Annotated in this window: 12 protein-coding genes, 4 tRNA genes and 3 rRNA genes; 14 read left to right on the plus strand and 5 right to left on the minus strand. The window is 52.6% G+C overall.

The window, feature by feature from the left end; all coding sequences use genetic code 11:
* The first annotated feature begins 146 nt into the window (after positions 1–146).
* The 8 genes from gmhB to dkgB all read left to right on the plus strand — a co-directional run bounded on the left by gmhB (position 147) and on the right by dkgB (position 7,458).
* Complete coding sequence (gene gmhB, locus KCG39_RS23630) at positions 147–713, plus strand: D-glycero-beta-D-manno-heptose 1,7-bisphosphate 7-phosphatase (protein WP_004129150.1); 567 nt, start codon at positions 147–149, stop codon at positions 711–713.
* 371 nt (positions 714–1,084) lie between these two features.
* Positions 1,085–2,624, plus strand: a 16S ribosomal RNA gene (locus KCG39_RS23635).
* A 72-nt stretch (positions 2,625–2,696) separates the two neighbouring features.
* Positions 2,697–2,773, plus strand: a tRNA-Ile gene (locus tag KCG39_RS23640).
* A gap of 108 nt (positions 2,774–2,881) precedes the next feature.
* Positions 2,882–2,957: transfer RNA gene (locus KCG39_RS23645), tRNA-Ala, on the plus strand.
* Positions 2,958–3,135: 178 nt separating this feature from the next.
* Positions 3,136–6,042: ribosomal RNA gene (locus KCG39_RS23650) — 23S ribosomal RNA — on the plus strand.
* Between the two features lie 201 nt (positions 6,043–6,243).
* Positions 6,244–6,359 (plus strand): 5S ribosomal RNA (gene rrf / locus KCG39_RS23655).
* Together the 16S, 23S and 5S rRNA genes with 3 tRNA genes alongside form the textbook arrangement of a ribosomal RNA operon.
* A 55-nt stretch (positions 6,360–6,414) precedes the next feature.
* Positions 6,415–6,491, plus strand: a tRNA-Asp gene (locus KCG39_RS23660).
* A 163-nt stretch (positions 6,492–6,654) separates the two neighbouring features.
* On the plus strand, positions 6,655–7,458 hold the full coding sequence (gene dkgB / locus KCG39_RS23665; protein ID WP_142446309.1) for a 2,5-didehydrogluconate reductase DkgB: 804 nt from the start codon (positions 6,655–6,657) through the stop codon (positions 7,456–7,458).
* A 30-nt stretch (positions 7,459–7,488) separates the two neighbouring features.
* Here dkgB and yafC read toward each other — a convergent pair whose 3' ends face one another.
* Complete coding sequence (yafC, locus tag KCG39_RS23670; RefSeq protein WP_004129153.1) at positions 7,489–8,391, minus strand: DNA-binding transcriptional regulator YafC; 903 nt, start codon at positions 8,389–8,391, stop codon at positions 7,489–7,491.
* A 104-nt stretch (positions 8,392–8,495) separates the two neighbouring features.
* Between yafC and KCG39_RS23675 the strand changes: the two genes are divergently transcribed.
* The 3 genes from KCG39_RS23675 to KCG39_RS23685 all read left to right on the plus strand — a co-directional run bounded on the left by KCG39_RS23675 (position 8,496) and on the right by KCG39_RS23685 (position 11,444).
* On the plus strand, positions 8,496–9,686 hold the full coding sequence (locus KCG39_RS23675; protein WP_004129154.1) for an MFS transporter: 1,191 nt from the start codon (positions 8,496–8,498) through the stop codon (positions 9,684–9,686).
* Between the two features lie 103 nt (positions 9,687–9,789).
* Complete coding sequence (locus tag KCG39_RS23680; RefSeq protein ID WP_024359141.1) at positions 9,790–10,587, plus strand: endonuclease/exonuclease/phosphatase family protein; 798 nt, start codon at positions 9,790–9,792, stop codon at positions 10,585–10,587.
* 86 nt (positions 10,588–10,673) lie between these two features.
* Positions 10,674–11,444 carry a class I SAM-dependent methyltransferase gene (locus KCG39_RS23685; RefSeq protein ID WP_004129155.1) on the plus strand — a complete coding sequence of 257 codons (771 nt, stop codon included), beginning with the start codon at positions 10,674–10,676 and terminating at the stop codon, positions 11,442–11,444.
* Positions 11,445–11,501: 57 nt separating this feature from the next.
* On the opposite strand, the gene mltD is transcribed toward KCG39_RS23685, so the two are convergent.
* Together mltD and gloB are read right to left on the minus strand one after the other, a co-directional pair.
* A complete protein-coding gene (mltD, locus tag KCG39_RS23690; protein WP_142467957.1) occupies positions 11,502–12,869 on the minus strand; it encodes a murein transglycosylase D in 1,368 nt (455 codons plus the stop codon).
* A 71-nt stretch (positions 12,870–12,940) separates the two neighbouring features.
* A complete protein-coding gene (gloB, locus tag KCG39_RS23695) occupies positions 12,941–13,696 on the minus strand; it encodes a hydroxyacylglutathione hydrolase (protein ID WP_142467956.1) in 756 nt (251 codons plus the stop codon).
* A 32-nt stretch (positions 13,697–13,728) separates the two neighbouring features.
* On the opposite strand from gloB, the gene KCG39_RS23700 reads away from it, so the two are divergent.
* Positions 13,729–14,451, plus strand: coding sequence for a class I SAM-dependent methyltransferase (locus KCG39_RS23700; RefSeq protein WP_004129158.1), 723 nt, complete (start codon positions 13,729–13,731; stop codon positions 14,449–14,451).
* Here the strand turns inward: KCG39_RS23700 and rnhA are convergent.
* A complete protein-coding gene (rnhA, locus tag KCG39_RS23705) occupies positions 14,448–14,915 on the minus strand; it encodes a ribonuclease HI (protein WP_004129160.1) in 468 nt (155 codons plus the stop codon). The genes KCG39_RS23700 and rnhA overlap by 4 nt on opposite strands.
* 65 nt (positions 14,916–14,980) lie before the next feature.
* Between rnhA and dnaQ the strand changes: the two genes are divergently transcribed.
* Both dnaQ and KCG39_RS23715 read left to right on the plus strand, forming a co-directional pair.
* Complete coding sequence (gene dnaQ / locus KCG39_RS23710) at positions 14,981–15,712, plus strand: DNA polymerase III subunit epsilon (protein ID WP_004133854.1); 732 nt, start codon at positions 14,981–14,983, stop codon at positions 15,710–15,712.
* Between the two features lie 132 nt (positions 15,713–15,844).
* Positions 15,845–15,921 (plus strand) — tRNA-Asp (locus tag KCG39_RS23715).
* Between the two features lie 245 nt (positions 15,922–16,166).
* On the opposite strand, the gene KCG39_RS23720 is transcribed toward KCG39_RS23715, so the two are convergent.
* Positions 16,167–16,937: an amidohydrolase gene (locus KCG39_RS23720; RefSeq protein ID WP_087828258.1), complete on the minus strand. Its 771-nt coding sequence runs from the start codon at positions 16,935–16,937 to the stop codon at positions 16,167–16,169.
* Positions 16,938–17,103: the final 166 nt, after the last annotated feature.

Consider the following 17,103-nt stretch of genomic DNA (forward strand, 5'->3'; position numbering starts at 1 on the left):
TCTGCCGTGTCCAGGCGATGCCTGTCAATGAAATGGATGTTAAGGCATCCAGACGTCTAAATCAATCTGACTCTGTATAATGAGCACTTTCTTGCGTCGGGAAACATGCGATACTACGCGCATTAGCCTTTATCAGGAGCAGACCGGTGGCAATATCAGTACCCGCAATTTTTCTTGACCGTGATGGCACGATTAATGTCGATCACGGCTACGTCCATGAAATCGACAACTTTGAATTTATCGATGGCGTTATTGACGCAATGCGTCAATTAAAGGAGATGGGCTACGCGCTGGTGGTGGTGACCAACCAGTCCGGCATCGCCCGCGGTAAGTTTACTGAAGAGCAGTTTGAAACGCTGACCGAGTGGATGGACTGGTCGCTGGCCGATCGCGGCGTTGACCTGGATGGCATCTATTATTGTCCGCACCACCCGCAGGGAACCGTCGAAGAGTTTCGCCAGACCTGCGACTGCCGTAAGCCCCACCCGGGTATGCTGATCTCGGCGCGTGACTATCTGCATATTGATATGGCTGCTTCCTATATGGTCGGCGATAAAGTCGAAGATATGCAGGCAGCTTTGGCTGCCAATGTCGGCATGAAAGTATTAGTGCGTACCGGCAAGCCAGTCACTCCTGAAGCGGAAAGCGCCGCGGATTGGGTGCTTAATAGCCTGGCGGACCTGCCGGATGCTATCAAAAAGCAGCGAAAATAAGCGTTATGTATAAAAGATGAGCGGTTGAAATAAAATTGTATTTTACCGCTTGTCAGCGCCGAATAACTCCCTATAATGCGCTCCCACTGACACGGCAGATGTGAATCACTTCACACAAACAGCCCGGTCGGTTGAAGAGAAAAAATCCTGAAATAACGGGTTGACTCTGAAAGAGGAAAGCGTAATATACGCCACCTCGCAACGGTGAGCGAAAGCCGCGTTGCACTGCTCTTTAACAATTTATCAGACAATCTGTGTGGGCACTCAAAGTGACATGGATTCTTAACGTCCTCGGACGAAAAATGAATACCAAGTCTCAAAGAGTGAACACGTAATTCATTACGAAGTTTAATTCTACGAGCATCAAACTTAAATTGAAGAGTTTGATCATGGCTCAGATTGAACGCTGGCGGCAGGCCTAACACATGCAAGTCGAACGGTAGCACAGAGAGCTTGCTCTCGGGTGACGAGTGGCGGACGGGTGAGTAATGTCTGGGAAACTGCCTGATGGAGGGGGATAACTACTGGAAACGGTAGCTAATACCGCATAACGTCGCAAGACCAAAGAGGGGGACCTTCGGGCCTCTTGCCATCAGATGTGCCCAGATGGGATTAGCTAGTAGGTGGGGTAACGGCTCACCTAGGCGACGATCCCTAGCTGGTCTGAGAGGATGACCAGCCACACTGGAACTGAGACACGGTCCAGACTCCTACGGGAGGCAGCAGTGGGGAATATTGCACAATGGGCGCAAGCCTGATGCAGCCATGCCGCGTGTATGAAGAAGGCCTTCGGGTTGTAAAGTACTTTCAGCGGGGAGGAAGGTGTTGAGGTTAATAACCTCAGCAATTGACGTTACCCGCAGAAGAAGCACCGGCTAACTCCGTGCCAGCAGCCGCGGTAATACGGAGGGTGCAAGCGTTAATCGGAATTACTGGGCGTAAAGCGCACGCAGGCGGTCTGTCAAGTCGGATGTGAAATCCCCGGGCTCAACCTGGGAACTGCATTCGAAACTGGCAGGCTGGAGTCTTGTAGAGGGGGGTAGAATTCCAGGTGTAGCGGTGAAATGCGTAGAGATCTGGAGGAATACCGGTGGCGAAGGCGGCCCCCTGGACAAAGACTGACGCTCAGGTGCGAAAGCGTGGGGAGCAAACAGGATTAGATACCCTGGTAGTCCACGCTGTAAACGATGTCGACTTGGAGGTTGTTCCCTTGAGGAGTGGCTTCCGGAGCTAACGCGTTAAGTCGACCGCCTGGGGAGTACGGCCGCAAGGTTAAAACTCAAATGAATTGACGGGGGCCCGCACAAGCGGTGGAGCATGTGGTTTAATTCGATGCAACGCGAAGAACCTTACCTACTCTTGACATCCAGAGAACTTAGCAGAGATGCTTTGGTGCCTTCGGGAACTCTGAGACAGGTGCTGCATGGCTGTCGTCAGCTCGTGTTGTGAAATGTTGGGTTAAGTCCCGCAACGAGCGCAACCCTTATCCTTTGTTGCCAGCGGTCCGGCCGGGAACTCAAAGGAGACTGCCAGTGATAAACTGGAGGAAGGTGGGGATGACGTCAAGTCATCATGGCCCTTACGAGTAGGGCTACACACGTGCTACAATGGCATATACAAAGAGAAGCGACCTCGCGAGAGCAAGCGGACCTCATAAAGTATGTCGTAGTCCGGATTGGAGTCTGCAACTCGACTCCATGAAGTCGGAATCGCTAGTAATCGTGGATCAGAATGCCACGGTGAATACGTTCCCGGGCCTTGTACACACCGCCCGTCACACCATGGGAGTGGGTTGCAAAAGAAGTAGGTAGCTTAACCTTCGGGAGGGCGCTTACCACTTTGTGATTCATGACTGGGGTGAAGTCGTAACAAGGTAACCGTAGGGGAACCTGCGGTTGGATCACCTCCTTACCTTAAAGAACCTGCCTTTGTAGTGCTCACACAGATTGTCTGATGAAAAATAAGCAGTAAGAAAATCTCTGCAGGCTTGTAGCTCAGGTGGTTAGAGCGCACCCCTGATAAGGGTGAGGTCGGTGGTTCAAGTCCACTCAGGCCTACCAAATTTCTGCTGATGCTGCGTTGCGGCGACACTCACATACTTTAAGTATGCTTCGTGTCATCCCGCCTTGCCTCAACAGAAATTAAGGTTGATGAGATTTAACTACGATGGGGCTATAGCTCAGCTGGGAGAGCGCCTGCTTTGCACGCAGGAGGTCTGCGGTTCGATCCCGCATAGCTCCACCATCTTTACTGCACACCACAAGAAAACTTCAGAGTGTACCTGAAAAGGTTCACTGCGAAGTTTTGCTCTTTAAAAATCTGGATCAAGCTGAAAATTGAAAAGACACACAGTTAATGTGTGTTCGAGTCTCTCAAATTTTCGCGACACGATGATGTTTTACGAAACATCTTCGGGTTGTGAGGTTAAGCGACTAAGCGTACACGGTGGATGCCCTGGCAGTCAGAGGCGATGAAGGACGTGCTAATCTGCGAAAAGCGTCGGTAAGGTGATATGAACCGTTACAGCCGGCGATGTCCGAATGGGGAAACCCAGTGCAATTCGTTGCACTATCGTTTGATGAATACATAGTCAAACGAGGCGAACCGGGGGAACTGAAACATCTAAGTACCCCGAGGAAAAGAAATCAACCGAGATTCCCCCAGTAGCGGCGAGCGAACGGGGAGCAGCCCGGAGTCTGAATCAGCTTGTGTGTTAGTGGAAGCGTCTGGAAAGTCGCAGGGTACAGGGTGATACTCCCGTACACTAAAACACACAGGTTGTGAACTCGAAGAGTAGGGCGGGACACGTGGTATCCTGTCTGAATATGGGGGGACCATCCTCCAAGGCTAAATACTCCTGACTGACCGATAGTGAACCAGTACCGTGAGGGAAAGGCGAAAAGAACCCCGGCGAGGGGAGTGAAAAAGAACCTGAAACCGTGTACGTACAAGCAGTAGGAGCCCACTTGTTGGGTGACTGCGTACCTTTTGTATAATGGGTCAGCGACTTATATTCTGTAGCAAGGTTAACCGTATAGGGGAGCCGCAGGGAAACCGAGTCTTAACTGGGCGTTAAGTTGCAGGGTATAGACCCGAAACCCGGTGATCTAGCCATGGGCAGGTTGAAGGTTGGGTAACACTAACTGGAGGACCGAACCGACTAATGTTGAAAAATTAGCGGATGACTTGTGGCTGGGGGTGAAAGGCCAATCAAACCGGGAGATAGCTGGTTCTCCCCGAAAGCTATTTAGGTAGCGCCTCGTGAACTCATCTTCGGGGGTAGAGCACTGTTTCGGCTAGGGGGTCATCCCGACTTACCAACCCGATGCAAACTACGAATACCGAAGAATGTTATCACGGGAGACACACGGCGGGTGCTAACGTCCGTCGTGAAGAGGGAAACAACCCAGACCGCCAGCTAAGGTCCCAAAGTCATGGTTAAGTGGGAAACGATGTGGGAAGGCCCAGACAGCCAGGATGTTGGCTTAGAAGCAGCCATCATTTAAAGAAAGCGTAATAGCTCACTGGTCGAGTCGGCCTGCGCGGAAGATGTAACGGGGCTAAACCATGCACCGAAGCTGCGGCAGCGACGCTTATGCGTTGTTGGGTAGGGGAGCGTTCTGTAAGCCGTTGAAGGTGGCCTGTGAGGGTTGCTGGAGGTATCAGAAGTGCGAATGCTGACATAAGTAACGATAATGCGGGTGAAAAACCCGCACGCCGGAAGACCAAGGGTTCCTGTCCAACGTTAATCGGGGCAGGGTGAGTCGACCCCTAAGGCGAGGCCGAAAGGCGTAGTCGATGGGAAACAGGTTAATATTCCTGTACTTGGTGTTACTGCGAAGGGGGGACGGAGAAGGCTATGTTGGCCGGGCGACGGTTGTCCCGGTTTAAGCGTGTAGGTGTGTGTTCCAGGTAAATCCGGTTCACTTTAACACTGAGGCGTGATGACGAGGCACTACGGTGCTGAAGTGACAAATGCCCTGCTTCCAGGAAAAGCCTCTAAGCATCAGGTAACATCAAATCGTACCCCAAACCGACACAGGTGGTCAGGTAGAGAATACCAAGGCGCTTGAGAGAACTCGGGTGAAGGAACTAGGCAAAATGGTGCCGTAACTTCGGGAGAAGGCACGCTGATATGTAGGTGAAGTGATTTACTCATGGAGCTGAAATCAGTCGAAGATACCAGCTGGCTGCAACTGTTTATTAAAAACACAGCACTGTGCAAACACGAAAGTGGACGTATACGGTGTGACGCCTGCCCGGTGCCGGAAGGTTAATTGATGGGGTTATCCGTAAGGAGAAGCTCTTGATCGAAGCCCCGGTAAACGGCGGCCGTAACTATAACGGTCCTAAGGTAGCGAAATTCCTTGTCGGGTAAGTTCCGACCTGCACGAATGGCGTAATGATGGCCAGGCTGTCTCCACCCGAGACTCAGTGAAATTGAACTCGCTGTGAAGATGCAGTGTACCCGCGGCAAGACGGAAAGACCCCGTGAACCTTTACTATAGCTTGACACTGAACACTGGTCCTTGATGTGTAGGATAGGTGGGAGGCTTTGAAGTGTGGACGCCAGTCTGCATGGAGCCATCCTTGAAATACCACCCTTTAATGGCTGGTGTTCTAACGTGGGCCCGTAATCCGGGTTGCGGACAGTGTCTGGTGGGTAGTTTGACTGGGGCGGTCTCCTCCTAAAGAGTAACGGAGGAGCACGAAGGTCAGCTAATCCTGGTCGGACATCAGGAGGTTAGTGCAATGGCATAAGCTGGCTTGACTGCGAGCGTGACGGCGCGAGCAGGTGCGAAAGCAGGTCATAGTGATCCGGTGGTTCTGAATGGAAGGGCCATCGCTCAACGGATAAAAGGTACTCCGGGGATAACAGGCTGATACCGCCCAAGAGTTCATATCGACGGCGGTGTTTGGCACCTCGATGTCGGCTCATCACATCCTGGGGCTGAAGTAGGTCCCAAGGGTATGGCTGTTCGCCATTTAAAGTGGTACGCGAGCTGGGTTTAGAACGTCGTGAGACAGTTCGGTCCCTATCTGCCGTGGGCGCTGGAGAATTGAGGGGGGCTGCTCCTAGTACGAGAGGACCGGAGTGGACGCATCACTGGTGTTCGGGTTGTCATGCCAATGGCATTGCCCGGTAGCTAAATGCGGAAGAGATAAGTGCTGAAAGCATCTAAGTACGAAACTTGCCCCGAGATGAGTTCTCCCTGACCCTTTAAGGGTCCTGAAGGAACGTTGAAGACGACGACGTTGATAGGCCGGGTGTGTAAGCGCAGCGATGCGTTGAGCTAACCGGTACTAATGAACCGTGAGGCTTAACCTTACAACGCCGAAGATGTTTTGGCGGATTTGAGAAGACAACAATTTCAGCATTGATTCAGAGTTGAGTACGCAATAATTTGCGCAGCAGCAAGGCGACAAGCGAAGGAAAGGAAGGAGCATACTGAAGTATGTGACTGACTTTACGAGCGCGGGCAACGCGGCAGATGCGATAAAGAATTGCGTACTGAGCACAAAGAATTTGCCTGGCGGCGATAGCGCGGTGGTCCCACCTGACCCCATGCCGAACTCAGAAGTGAAACGCCGTAGCGCCGATGGTAGTGTGGGGTCTCCCCATGTGAGAGTAGGGAACTGCCAGGCATCAAATTAAGTAGTAAGCCGGTGCATTAATCCGGTGGTTACAGAAGTATTCGGTGGAGCGGTAGTTCAGTCGGTTAGAATACCTGCCTGTCACGCAGGGGGTCGCGGGTTCGAGTCCCGTCCGTTCCGCCACTTATTAAAAGCCCTGAGCATTTGCTCAGGGCTTTTTCTTTATCTGTCGTTTAATTATTGCTTTTTTAGCAAAAATCCTCTGCATTTAGCACTCTTTTTCTCAATCTTCTCGTTGGTCATAATTGTTCTCGTTAACTGATATGAATGAATAAAGAGGAAAGTCATGACAATCCCTGCATTTGGTCTTGGGACCTTCCGTCTGAAAGATGACGTGGTTATTGCATCTGTAAAAACGGCGCTTGAACTGGGCTATCGCACCATTGATACCGCGCAAATCTATGATAATGAAGCTGCTGTGGGCCAGGCGATTGCAGAAAGCGGCGTTGCGCGCGATGAACTGTTCATCACCACCAAGATCTGGATTGAGAATCTCAACAAAGAGAAGCTGATCGCCAGCCTGAAAGAGAGTCTGCAGAAGCTGCGTACTGACTATGTCGACCTGACGTTAATCCACTGGCCGTCGCCAAACGATGCCGTTGCGGTTGAAGAGTTTATGGCCGCGGTGCTGGAAGCGAAAAAACAGGGGCTAACCCGGCAGATTGGTATCTCTAACTTCACAATTCCGCTGATGGAGCGCGCAATTGCTGCCGTTGGCGCGGAGAACATCGCGACCAACCAGATTGAACTTTCCCCGTATCTGCAGAACCGTAAAGTGGTTGATTGGGCACGTGAACACGGCATCCACATCACCTCTTATATGACGCTGGCCTACGGTAAGGCGCTGAAAGATGAAGCGATCGCACGTATCGCGGCAAAATACGATGCTACGTCGGCACAGGTTATCCTGGCCTGGGCAATGGGCGAAGGTTATGCGGTAATCCCATCTTCGACTAAGCGCGAAAATCTGGCAAGCAATCTTAAAGCTCAGGATCTGCAGCTGGATGAAGACGATCGCCAGACGATCGCCGCGCTGGACTGCAACGATCGTCTGGTTAGTCCGGACGGTCTGGCGCCTGAATGGGACTAATTTAATCCCCATCGTTACTCTACAACCCTGTTACAGCTCCTTCGGGAGCTGTTTTACATGTTCGCTAAGAAAGTCGATAAAGGCTCTGATCCGCGTGCTTACGGCCCTGTCGCTGTAGTAAACCGCACTAAACGGCATTTCAATCGGCAACCGTTTGTCAGCCAGCAGCTCGACAAACGCCCCTTCAGCAAGCTCCTTATCCACCATATAGTCCGACAGACAGGCGATTCCGTTACCGGCCAGGCATAGCTGCTTAAGCGTTTCTCCGCTATTGGAAGATATCTCGCTTTCGATTTCAAGCAGCTGACCATCGCAGCAGGAGATTGGCCATGTATTCAATGAAACGGGTTCGCTAAAGCCCAGACACTGATGATGTTTTAGCTCAGCGACGCTTTGCGGCGTTCCATGGCGAGCAAGATAGTCCGGTGAAGCAATAATTTTGCGGTAGCTATTAAACAATGGCCTGGCGCGCAGGCTGGAGTCGGTCAGCGTGCCGGCGCGGATCGCGACATCGACTTTCCGCTCGATCAGATTGATAAAGGTTTCTGACGAGACCAGCGTAAGGTTCATCTCCGGGTAGCGCTCGCGAAAAGGTCTTATCAAAGGCATCAGGAAATGCAGTATCACCGGCGTTGCGGCATCAACACGTAACAGGCCTCTTGGCGTCGTGCGGCTCTCCAGAAGCTCATTCTCGGCTGCGGCCATTTCCTGAAGCACAACCTGCATGCGACGGAAATAACGCTCCCCCTCTTCGGTCAGGCTTAGCTGACGGGTCGTACGATTAAGCAGGCTCACGCCGAGCTTTGATTCGAGCTTTTTCACCGCCCGGCTGACGGCGGAATTAGCCTGACCTAGTTGTTCGGCTGCGCGACTAAAGCTGCCGCTCTCAACCACGGCGACAAAAATGGCGATTTCTTCTGAGGTAGCTCTCATTATTGCACCTGTGGCAAAATTCTATTGATACTTTGGCTATTTTTGTTATTAAAACACCTCTTCATACTACGTGTCATCTTAATCATGTTGATACGGAGTACATTATGCCGCTGGCGCTACTTGCCTTAACTATCGGTGCCTTTGCTATTGGCACGACCGAATTTGTCATCGTGGGCCTGGTGCCCACCATTGCAGAACAACTTGCTATTTCGCTTCCCTCTGCGGGGCTGCTGGTTTCTATCTATGCACTTGGCGTGGCGATCGGCGCCCCGGTGCTCACCGCGCTGACCGGGCGGATGCCGCGTAAGCAACTGCTGCTGGCGTTAATGGCGCTGTTTACCGCCGGTAACCTGCTGGCCTGGCAGGCGCCAGGTTATGAAACTCTGGTTCTGGCGCGCCTGCTGACGGGGCTGGCGCATGGGGTATTCTTTTCGATCGGCTCGACAATTGCGACCAGCCTGGTACCGAAAGAGAAAGCGGCTTCGGCGATTGCGATTATGTTTGGCGGTCTGACCGTTGCGCTAGTGACCGGCGTGCCTTTAGGTACCTTTATCGGCCAACACTTTGGCTGGCGTGAGACGTTCCTCGCCGTGTCGATCCTTGGCGTCATCGCGTTAATGAGCAGCCTTATTCTGGTGCCGAATAATATTCCTGGACGCATCAGCGCGGGATTGCGCGCCCAGCTGCAGGTTCTGACCCATCCTCGTTTACTGATTATCTACGCCATTACTGCTTTGGGATATGGCGGCGTATTTACCGCTTTTACCTTCCTGGCGCCGATGATGCAGGATCTTGCCGGATTTAGCCCGGCGGCCGTTAGCTGGATCCTCCTGGGTTACGGTGTTTCTGTGGCGGTGGGCAACGTATGGGGCGGAAAGCTGGCGGATAAACACGGCGCCGTGCCTGCGCTGAAGCTGATTTTTGCCGCGTTAGTTGCTTTACTTCTGATCTTTCAATTTACGGCCAGTTTGCAGTATGCGGCGCTGGCGACGGTATTGGTGATGGGCATCTTTGCTTTTGGTAACGTTCCGGGCCTGCAGGTGTACGTGGTGCAGAAAGCGGAGCAGTATACCCCTGGCGCGGTTGACGTTGCTTCCGGCCTGAATATTGCCGCCTTCAATATTGGGATTGCCTTAGGATCGGTGATTGGCGGTCAGACGGTAGAGCATTATGGTCTGACTCAGACGCCGTGGATTGGCGCGCTGATTGTTCTGGTCGCGCTGTTACTGGTGGTTCTCAGCGGGCGGCTCGATAGGCCTCGGCGCCGTGCTAAGGCTCTTTCCGTAGAAGGATAAAGGTTTCTGGCAAATTGCATTGAAAGTGTATACAAAAATCCCTATAACAGAAGAACCAGCTGCAGTCGGGCTGGTTTCCTGTTATCGAGGTTTGATGCCTAAATTGCGAAAGAATACCTATGCCATGCGCTATGTCGCCGGACAACCCGCGGAGAGAATCTTACCTCCGGGGTCGTTTGCTGGTATGACTCCGGCATTTCCGGCCGGGGTACCGTTAAGCTCGGATGAGAAAATCCGCGTTCTGGTGTGGAACATCTTCAAACAACAGCGCGCCGAGTGGAAATCCGTGCTTAATAATTTCGGTAAAGATGCTCACCTGGTGTTATTGCAGGAAGCGCAAACCACGCCTGAGTTAGTGAAATTCGCCACGTCCAACTATCTGGCCGCGGACCAGGTTCCTGCTCTGGTGCTCCCGCAACATCCTTCCGGGGTCATGACGTTAGCTTCCGCGCATCCCATTTACTGCTGCCCTCTGCGCGAACGAGAGCCTATCCTGCGGCTGGCAAAGTCAGCGTTGGTCACCGTTTACCCGTTACCGGATTCCCGTCTGCTGATGGTGGTGAATATCCACGCGGTCAATTTTAGTCTTGGCGTTGATGTCTACAGCAAACAGTTGCTGCCGATTGGCGACCAGATCGCCCATCACAGCGGGCCGGTGATAATGGCGGGCGACTTTAACGCCTGGAGCCGTCCGCGAATGAACGCTTTGTATCGCTTTGCGCGTGAAATGTCGCTGCGCGAAGTCCGCTTCTCTGACGATCAGCGCCGCCGCACTTTTGGTCGTCCGCTTGATTTTGTGTTTTATCGGGGGTTAAGCGTGCACGATGCTTCCGTGCTGGTGACCCGCGCCTCCGATCACAACCCTCTACTAGTCGAATTCAGTCCCGGCAAGCCTGATTAATTAAGGTACATCAGGCCTGCCATGGGGCAGGCCTGCGTATGCATGGTGCTGCCTTTATTACTCAAAAAAAACCGAAGGACAATGCAATGACAACACGCTCTCATCATGACAACGTTGAAAAACAGTTTGGCTCACAGGCCAGCGCCTACCTGAGCAGTGCCGTACACGCTTCAGGGCGCGATCTGCAGCGACTGGCCGAACGGCTGGCGGACTTCCCTCAGGCCCACGTGCTGGATATGGGATGCGGTGCCGGACACGCCAGCTTTGCGGCGGCAGGGCAGGTTGCCCAGGTAACGGCATATGATTTATCCAGCCAGATGCTGGAGGTGGTGGCTCAGGCCGCAAGGGATAAAGGTTTTACTAATATTGCCACGCAGCAGGGCTATGCCGAATCTTTGCCTTTCGCTGATGCCAGCTTTGATGTCGCGATCAGCCGTTATTCTGCGCATCATTGGCATGATGTTGGCCAGGCATTGCGTGAAGTGAAGCGGGTGCTGAAACCGGGCGGAGTGATGATTATTATGGATGTGATGTCTCCCGGTCACCCTGTTCGCGACGTCTGGCTGCAGACGGTTGAGGCGCTGCGCGATACCTCCCATGTTCGCAACTACTCCAGCGGCGAATGGCTGACAATGGCGAGTGAGGCCGGTTTGGTGATAAATCATCTGCTGACCGATCGCCTGCCTCTGGAGTTCAGCTCCTGGGTCGCGCGGATGCGGACGCCAGCGGCGCTGACGGAAGCGATTCGTTTATACCAGGAGAGCGCATCGGCGGAGGTCAAAGCCTATTTTGCCTTGCAGCAGGATGGTTCTTTCACCAGCGATACGATTATGTTTGAGGCCCATAAGGCCATCTAACGCAGAGATAAAACAAAAGGCACCGCATGGGTGCCTTTTTTAATGCCTGCTGAATCATCAGGATTCTGGTCTGTCGCTGTTTTTCACAAACAGTGTCAGCTGATCGCCAGGTTTCAGGTTGCCGGTATCGCTGTTCCAGCGCATCACATCGCGGATGTTCACGCCATGACGTTTCGCAATGCTCGACAGAGAGTCGCCTTTACGTACGCGATAGGTAATGCTATCGCTATTGTTCGCCAGACGTTCCGCGCTGCTGCCTGCGCCAATCACCAGATTCTGACCGACCTTCAGGTTAGAACCGCGAAGACCGTTCCACTGCTGCAGATCTTTCGTTGATACGCCGAGACGCGATGCAATGCCGGAGATGGTGTCACCGGAGCGCACCTGGTAGCTGCGGCTGGTCAACGGCTTGTTGTCAGCCAGCAGCGTCGGCTGCACGGCGGCAATATCACCTGAGGCCAAAGATTCACGCAACTGCGCCGCATGCTTCTGCGGTACCAGTACGTAATTGGGGCCGTTTGCACCCAGAGTCGACCCCTTCACGCCGGCATTGAACGTTTTCAACTTGCTGACGGGCATTCCTGCCATATCCGCCAACTGTGAAATCTCAACCGGACTGTCGAGGCGTACACGCGCCAGGGCACGGCTTTCGTCTGCCGTCGGCAGCCTTACGCCATACCGCTTGCTGTTCTTGAGTATATCGCTCAGGGCCAGCATTTTTGGTACGTATATTTTGGTTTCCTGCGGTAATGACAGCGACCAGAAATCGGTGGGTTTACCCCGTGATTTGTTCGCTTTGATAGCCTTCATTACCCGGCCTTCGCCACTGTTATATGCTGCGACGGTTAACAACCAGTCGCCGTCGAACATTTTGTTCAGACGTTGCATCATGTTTAACGCTGCCGTGGTTGAGGCAACGATATCACGACGCGCATCGTAACTGCGGGTCTGTTTCAAACCATAATTGCGCCCTGTGCTCGGAATGATCTGCCAAATGCCTGCGGCATTGGCGCCAGACGTTGCATGCGGGTCAAAAGCGCTCTCCACTATGGGTAGTAATACCAGCTCCATTGGCATGTTACGTTTTTTAACTTGCCCGGCTATCCAGTACATATACGGCTCTGCCCGTAAAGTTACATCGTGGAGATAGCTCTTATTTCTTAAGTACTTCTGTTTTTGTTCGCGAATCCGGATGTTTTCCGGAATTCCCATCTTTAGCTCGTCGCCTATCGAAGTCCACAGATCCTGGTCTTGCGCGTAGAAGGTTCCATCATCTAACCAGCGCGCTCGACTTGTGAACTTGCTTGCTTCCCCTTGACTCGCTGCAGAAAGGCTCTGTGCGTGCTGTTGTACGGTGCCATCGTTCTTAGACGCCTGGCACCCCACCAGCAGGACAGAGGCGAGTAAAATCGCTCGTGCCTTCATGTGTGTGTCAATAGTTGCTTAAAAGACGAGCAAGGATAACGGTGAAGTCGGCTGAAGACAAGAATTAAATATCAGAAGTCGTCTTTCTTTGACCTTAACCATGCAAATCGCTGAGCAGAGTGTTGCAAATTTGTTTCTTTGCTAATTTCTTTAATTAAATCAGCATCATCTGTACGCAGAAATAAATTTATACGCCGCTCATTTTTCAGAATTACGGGGAGTGTTTTTTGGTTTTTTGCACGTAACTCATTAACTTTGTGATAGTAATCATTTATATCCCTATCATGGGGAAGGATGCTCATTGCAAACTTCATATTTGCTAAAGTGTACTCATGTGCGCAACATATTAATGTTTCATCAGGGAGGGCGTTAATCTTCTTAAATGATTGATACATCTGCTCTGCAGTCCCTTCGAACAGTCTACCGCAGCCGCCGGAAAACATTGTATCGCCACAAAATAGATAAGGTGCGCTGAAGAAACAGATGTGTCCTAAAGTGTGACCTGGCGTGGCAAAAATAGAAAATTCATGGCCCAAAACAGAGATGCTTTCTCCATCCTTGACGATGCGGGTTGTACCTTTATCCTGGGTTTCTGCCGGTCCGTAAACCGCTATAGCCGGAAATTTTTCCCGCAGTTGTTTTACGCCGCCAACGTGGTCGTGGTGATGATGCGTCAACAGGATAGCTTCCGGCTGCCAGCGGTTTTGTTCAATGGCGGCGAGCACTGGAGCGGCTTCGCCCGGGTCGACTATCAGGCAGCGCCCGCTATCTTCACTAAGAACCCAGATGTAGTTGTCCTGAAATGCGGGAATACTGATAAGATTCATAAATTACCTCTAATGCGTAGCGGAAGGTTGCGATGAAGCCGGCAAGGATACCTCAAACAGTTACAGCGCCAGAGCACTGGTCCAGCATGCCGTGGGGCGAATACTACCGCGAATCGCTGGAACGGCAGATGAAGCCCTGGCTCGCTAAATTATATGGCTTTCATTTACTTAAGATTGGCAATCTGAGCGCGGAAATCAATACCGAATCCTGCGCGATTTCCCATCAGGTGAATGTCTCTTTACAAGGAAATCCTGTGCAGGTAAAGGCCGATCCGCTGCATTTGCCTTTTGCCGAGAAGTCGGTTGATGCCTGCCTGCTGGCGCATACCTTACCGTGGTGCAGCGATCCGCATCGACTGCTACGGGAAGCGGATAGAGTGCTGATCGACGATGGCTGGATAATTTTAACCAGTTTTAATCCCATGAGCCTGATGGGGTTACGTAAGCTGGTGCCAGTGTTACGCAATAAGCCCCCCTATAACAGCCGCATGTTCACCTTAACGCGTCAGATGGACTGGCTGGGGGTGCTTAATTTTGAAGTTATGCACTATGGCGGCTATCAGGTCCTTCCCTGGTCGCGCCACGGGGGGAAAATGCTCAGTACGCATCTCCCGGCGTTGGGATGTCTGCAGCTGATTATTGCCCGTAAACGCACTATCCCGTTGACGCTAAACCCGATGAAATCGGGCAAAGCAAAAAAACGGATACCGCAGGCGGTAGGCGCCACGCGTCAGTGGCGCAAGGGGCAGAATTAGCTTTCCGCCTGATAACCGATGTCGTCCCGGGTTGGGTTAGATGCCGCCGCGCGCGCCAGTTCGTCGCAGCGTTCGTTTTCCGGATGCCCGGCGTGGCCTTTAACCCATTCCCATTTGATCTTGTGTTGACCCAGCGCGGCGTCCAGGCGCTGCCAGAGATCGACATTTTTTACCGGTTTCTTGTCCGCCGTCTTCCAGCCGCGTTTTTTCCAGTTGTGGATCCACTGCGTAATCCCCTGACGCACGTACTGGCTGTCGGTACTGAGGATCACTTCACAATGTTCTTTCAGCGCTTCCAGGGCGACGATGGCGGCCATCATCTCCATGCGGTTGTTCGTCGTAAGGTTGAAGCCTTCGCTAAAAGTTTTTTCTTTCCCGCGATAGCGTAAAATCGCACCGTAGCCGCCGGGGCCTGGATTTCCCAGGCAAGAACCATCGGTGAAAATTTCTACCTGTTTGAGCATCTCTGGTAGACTTCCTGTAATTGAAATCGATACGTAAAACGGTAAGTCTGACATAAATGACCGCTATGAGCACTGCAATTACGCGACAGATCGTTCTCGATACCGAAACCACCGGTATGAATCAGATTGGTGCGCACTATGAAGGGCACAAGATAATTGAAATCGGTGCGGTGGAGGTGATCAACCGCCGCCTGACCGGAAACAACTTCCACGTTTATCTAAAGCCGGACCGGCTGGTGGATCCTGAAGCGTTTGGCGTTCACGGTATTGCGGACGAATTCCTGATGGATAAGCCCGCGTTTGGCGATGTGGTCGATGAGTTCATCGACTATATCCGCGGGGCGGAGCTGGTCATCCATAACGCATCGTTTGATATCGGCTTTATGGATTATGAATTTGCGAAGCTGAATCGCGGAATTCCGAAGACGGATACCTTCTGTAAGGTGACCGACAGCCTGGCCCTGGCGCGTAAAATGTTCCCGGGCAAGCGTAACAGCCTTGATGCCCTCTGTTCACGTTATGAAATAGACAACAGCAAGCGAACGCTGCATGGCGCGTTGCTCGATGCCCAGATTCTTGCCGACGTCTATTTGATGATGACCGGCGGCCAGACGACGATGGCTTTCTCAATGGAAGGGGAAGGTCAGCAGCAGGCCGGAGAAATGGGCATTCAACGCGTTGTTCGCGCCGCCAGCAAATTACGGGTGGTTTATGCCTCCGATGAAGAGCTGATGAACCATGAATCGCGGCTCGATCTGGTGCAAAAGAAAGGCGGAAGCTGCCTGTGGCGTGCCTGATTTGCCCGTAAACGCGCTAAAAATAGCCTGATGGGCGATTTTTGCAGCAAGCGATTCAAAAATGAAGAAAAAGCGTTGACGGGGTAGAGGGGAATCCGTAATATTCGCCTCGTTCCCAAGGGAACAGTAAGTGGAGCGGTAGTTCAGTCGGTTAGAATACCTGCCTGTCACGCAGGGGGTCGCGGGTTCGAGTCCCGTCCGTTCCGCCACTATTCAGGAAGCCTGAATCAGCAATGATTCAGGCTTTCGTCGTTCTGGCCCGTGCCGTTTCCTGAGCCAGGCCTTCAGACACGCTTCCATTCCCTCGACAATATGCCGGACTCACGGCGCAGCCTGCATGCCTTGCGCAAACCGCATTGATGGGTGACAGGTAAACTTTATTTGGCTTTATTGCCGGCCCAACGCGCGTTTGCGGCATAAGAAAGGGAGCCCAGGCTCCCCGGGTTTGCTTGCCTTAGTTGAGCGTGAAGGGGTCCGCGTCCTGCCAGGCCGGAAACTTCTCGCGATACTCTTTTAGCGACGTCAGCGAAAGCTCAGCGTCCAGGCGGGTCGCCTGATGCGGCTCAGCCGTGGCGATAATCTCGCCCTGCGGGGTAATTATCCGGCTATCGCCCCGATAATGGTGCCCGTTGCCATCGGTGCCGACGCGATTGCACCCGGCTACATAAGCCTGATTTTCGATAGCCCTGGCGACAAGCAGCGACTGCCAGTGCATTGAGCGTGGGGCGGGCCAGTTGGCAACGTACAGCGCTAAATCGTAGTCGTTATGGTTGCGCGACCACACCGGGAAACGCAGGTCGTAGCACACCAGCGGCAGAATTCTCCAGCCGCGCCATTCAAAAATAACCCGTTCGTTACCCGCCTCGTAATGATGATGTTCATCCGCCATGCGAAACAGGTGTCGTTTATCATAGAAATGGATTTGACCGTTGGGCTCAACTAGCAAAAAACGGTTAACCGGACCGCGGTCCGTTTGTAGCGCGGCGCTACCGGCAATCAGCGCGTTGGTTTGCGCGGCTTTAGCTTCCATCCAGGTAACCACTTCCTCTTGCGATAGCGACTGTTTTGCTGCCTCCATCGCGAAGCCGGTGGTAAACATTTCGGGTAAAACAATGAGGTCACGCCCGGTTATCCCTTCCAGTTGACGATCGAAATGGCGCAGGTTGGCGGGACCATCCATCCACACCAGCGGTTGTTGTAAAAGGGTAATTTTCAGTCCGGGCACGGTGGTGAACTCCAGTATGATGAGAGGAATTATAATGACTTTAACACCATATCAGCCGACGGACGGCTCAGGGAATATTTTGTAAAAGAATGACAGCCCTGGAAATACCTTCCGCTGAATTGTCAGAAAAAAGAGAGGCGGGGAAATCCCCGCCTCGATCGTGATG

The sequence above is a fragment of the Klebsiella pasteurii genome, assembly GCF_018139045.1.
In the GTDB taxonomy this organism is placed as follows: domain Bacteria; phylum Pseudomonadota; class Gammaproteobacteria; order Enterobacterales; family Enterobacteriaceae; genus Klebsiella; species Klebsiella grimontii.

Coding starts and splice junctions, on each gene's coding strand:
- dkgB (WP_142446309.1), top strand. CDS start 6,655: ATGACAATCCCTGCATTTGGTCTTGGGACCTTCCGTCTGAAAGATGAC.
- yafC (WP_004129153.1), bottom strand. CDS start 8,391: ATGAGAGCTACCTCAGAAGAAATCGCCATTTTTGTCGCCGTGGTTGAG.
- KCG39_RS23675 (WP_004129154.1), top strand. CDS start 8,496: ATGCCGCTGGCGCTACTTGCCTTAACTATCGGTGCCTTTGCTATTGGC.
- KCG39_RS23685 (WP_004129155.1), top strand. CDS start 10,674: ATGACAACACGCTCTCATCATGACAACGTTGAAAAACAGTTTGGCTCA.
- mltD (WP_142467957.1), bottom strand. CDS start 12,869: ATGAAGGCACGAGCGATTTTACTCGCCTCTGTCCTGCTGGTGGGGTGC.
- gloB (WP_142467956.1), bottom strand. CDS start 13,696: ATGAATCTTATCAGTATTCCCGCATTTCAGGACAACTACATCTGGGTT.
- KCG39_RS23700 (WP_004129158.1), top strand. CDS start 13,729: ATGAAGCCGGCAAGGATACCTCAAACAGTTACAGCGCCAGAGCACTGG.
- rnhA (WP_004129160.1), bottom strand. CDS start 14,915: ATGCTCAAACAGGTAGAAATTTTCACCGATGGTTCTTGCCTGGGAAAT.
- dnaQ (WP_004133854.1), top strand. CDS start 14,981: ATGAGCACTGCAATTACGCGACAGATCGTTCTCGATACCGAAACCACC.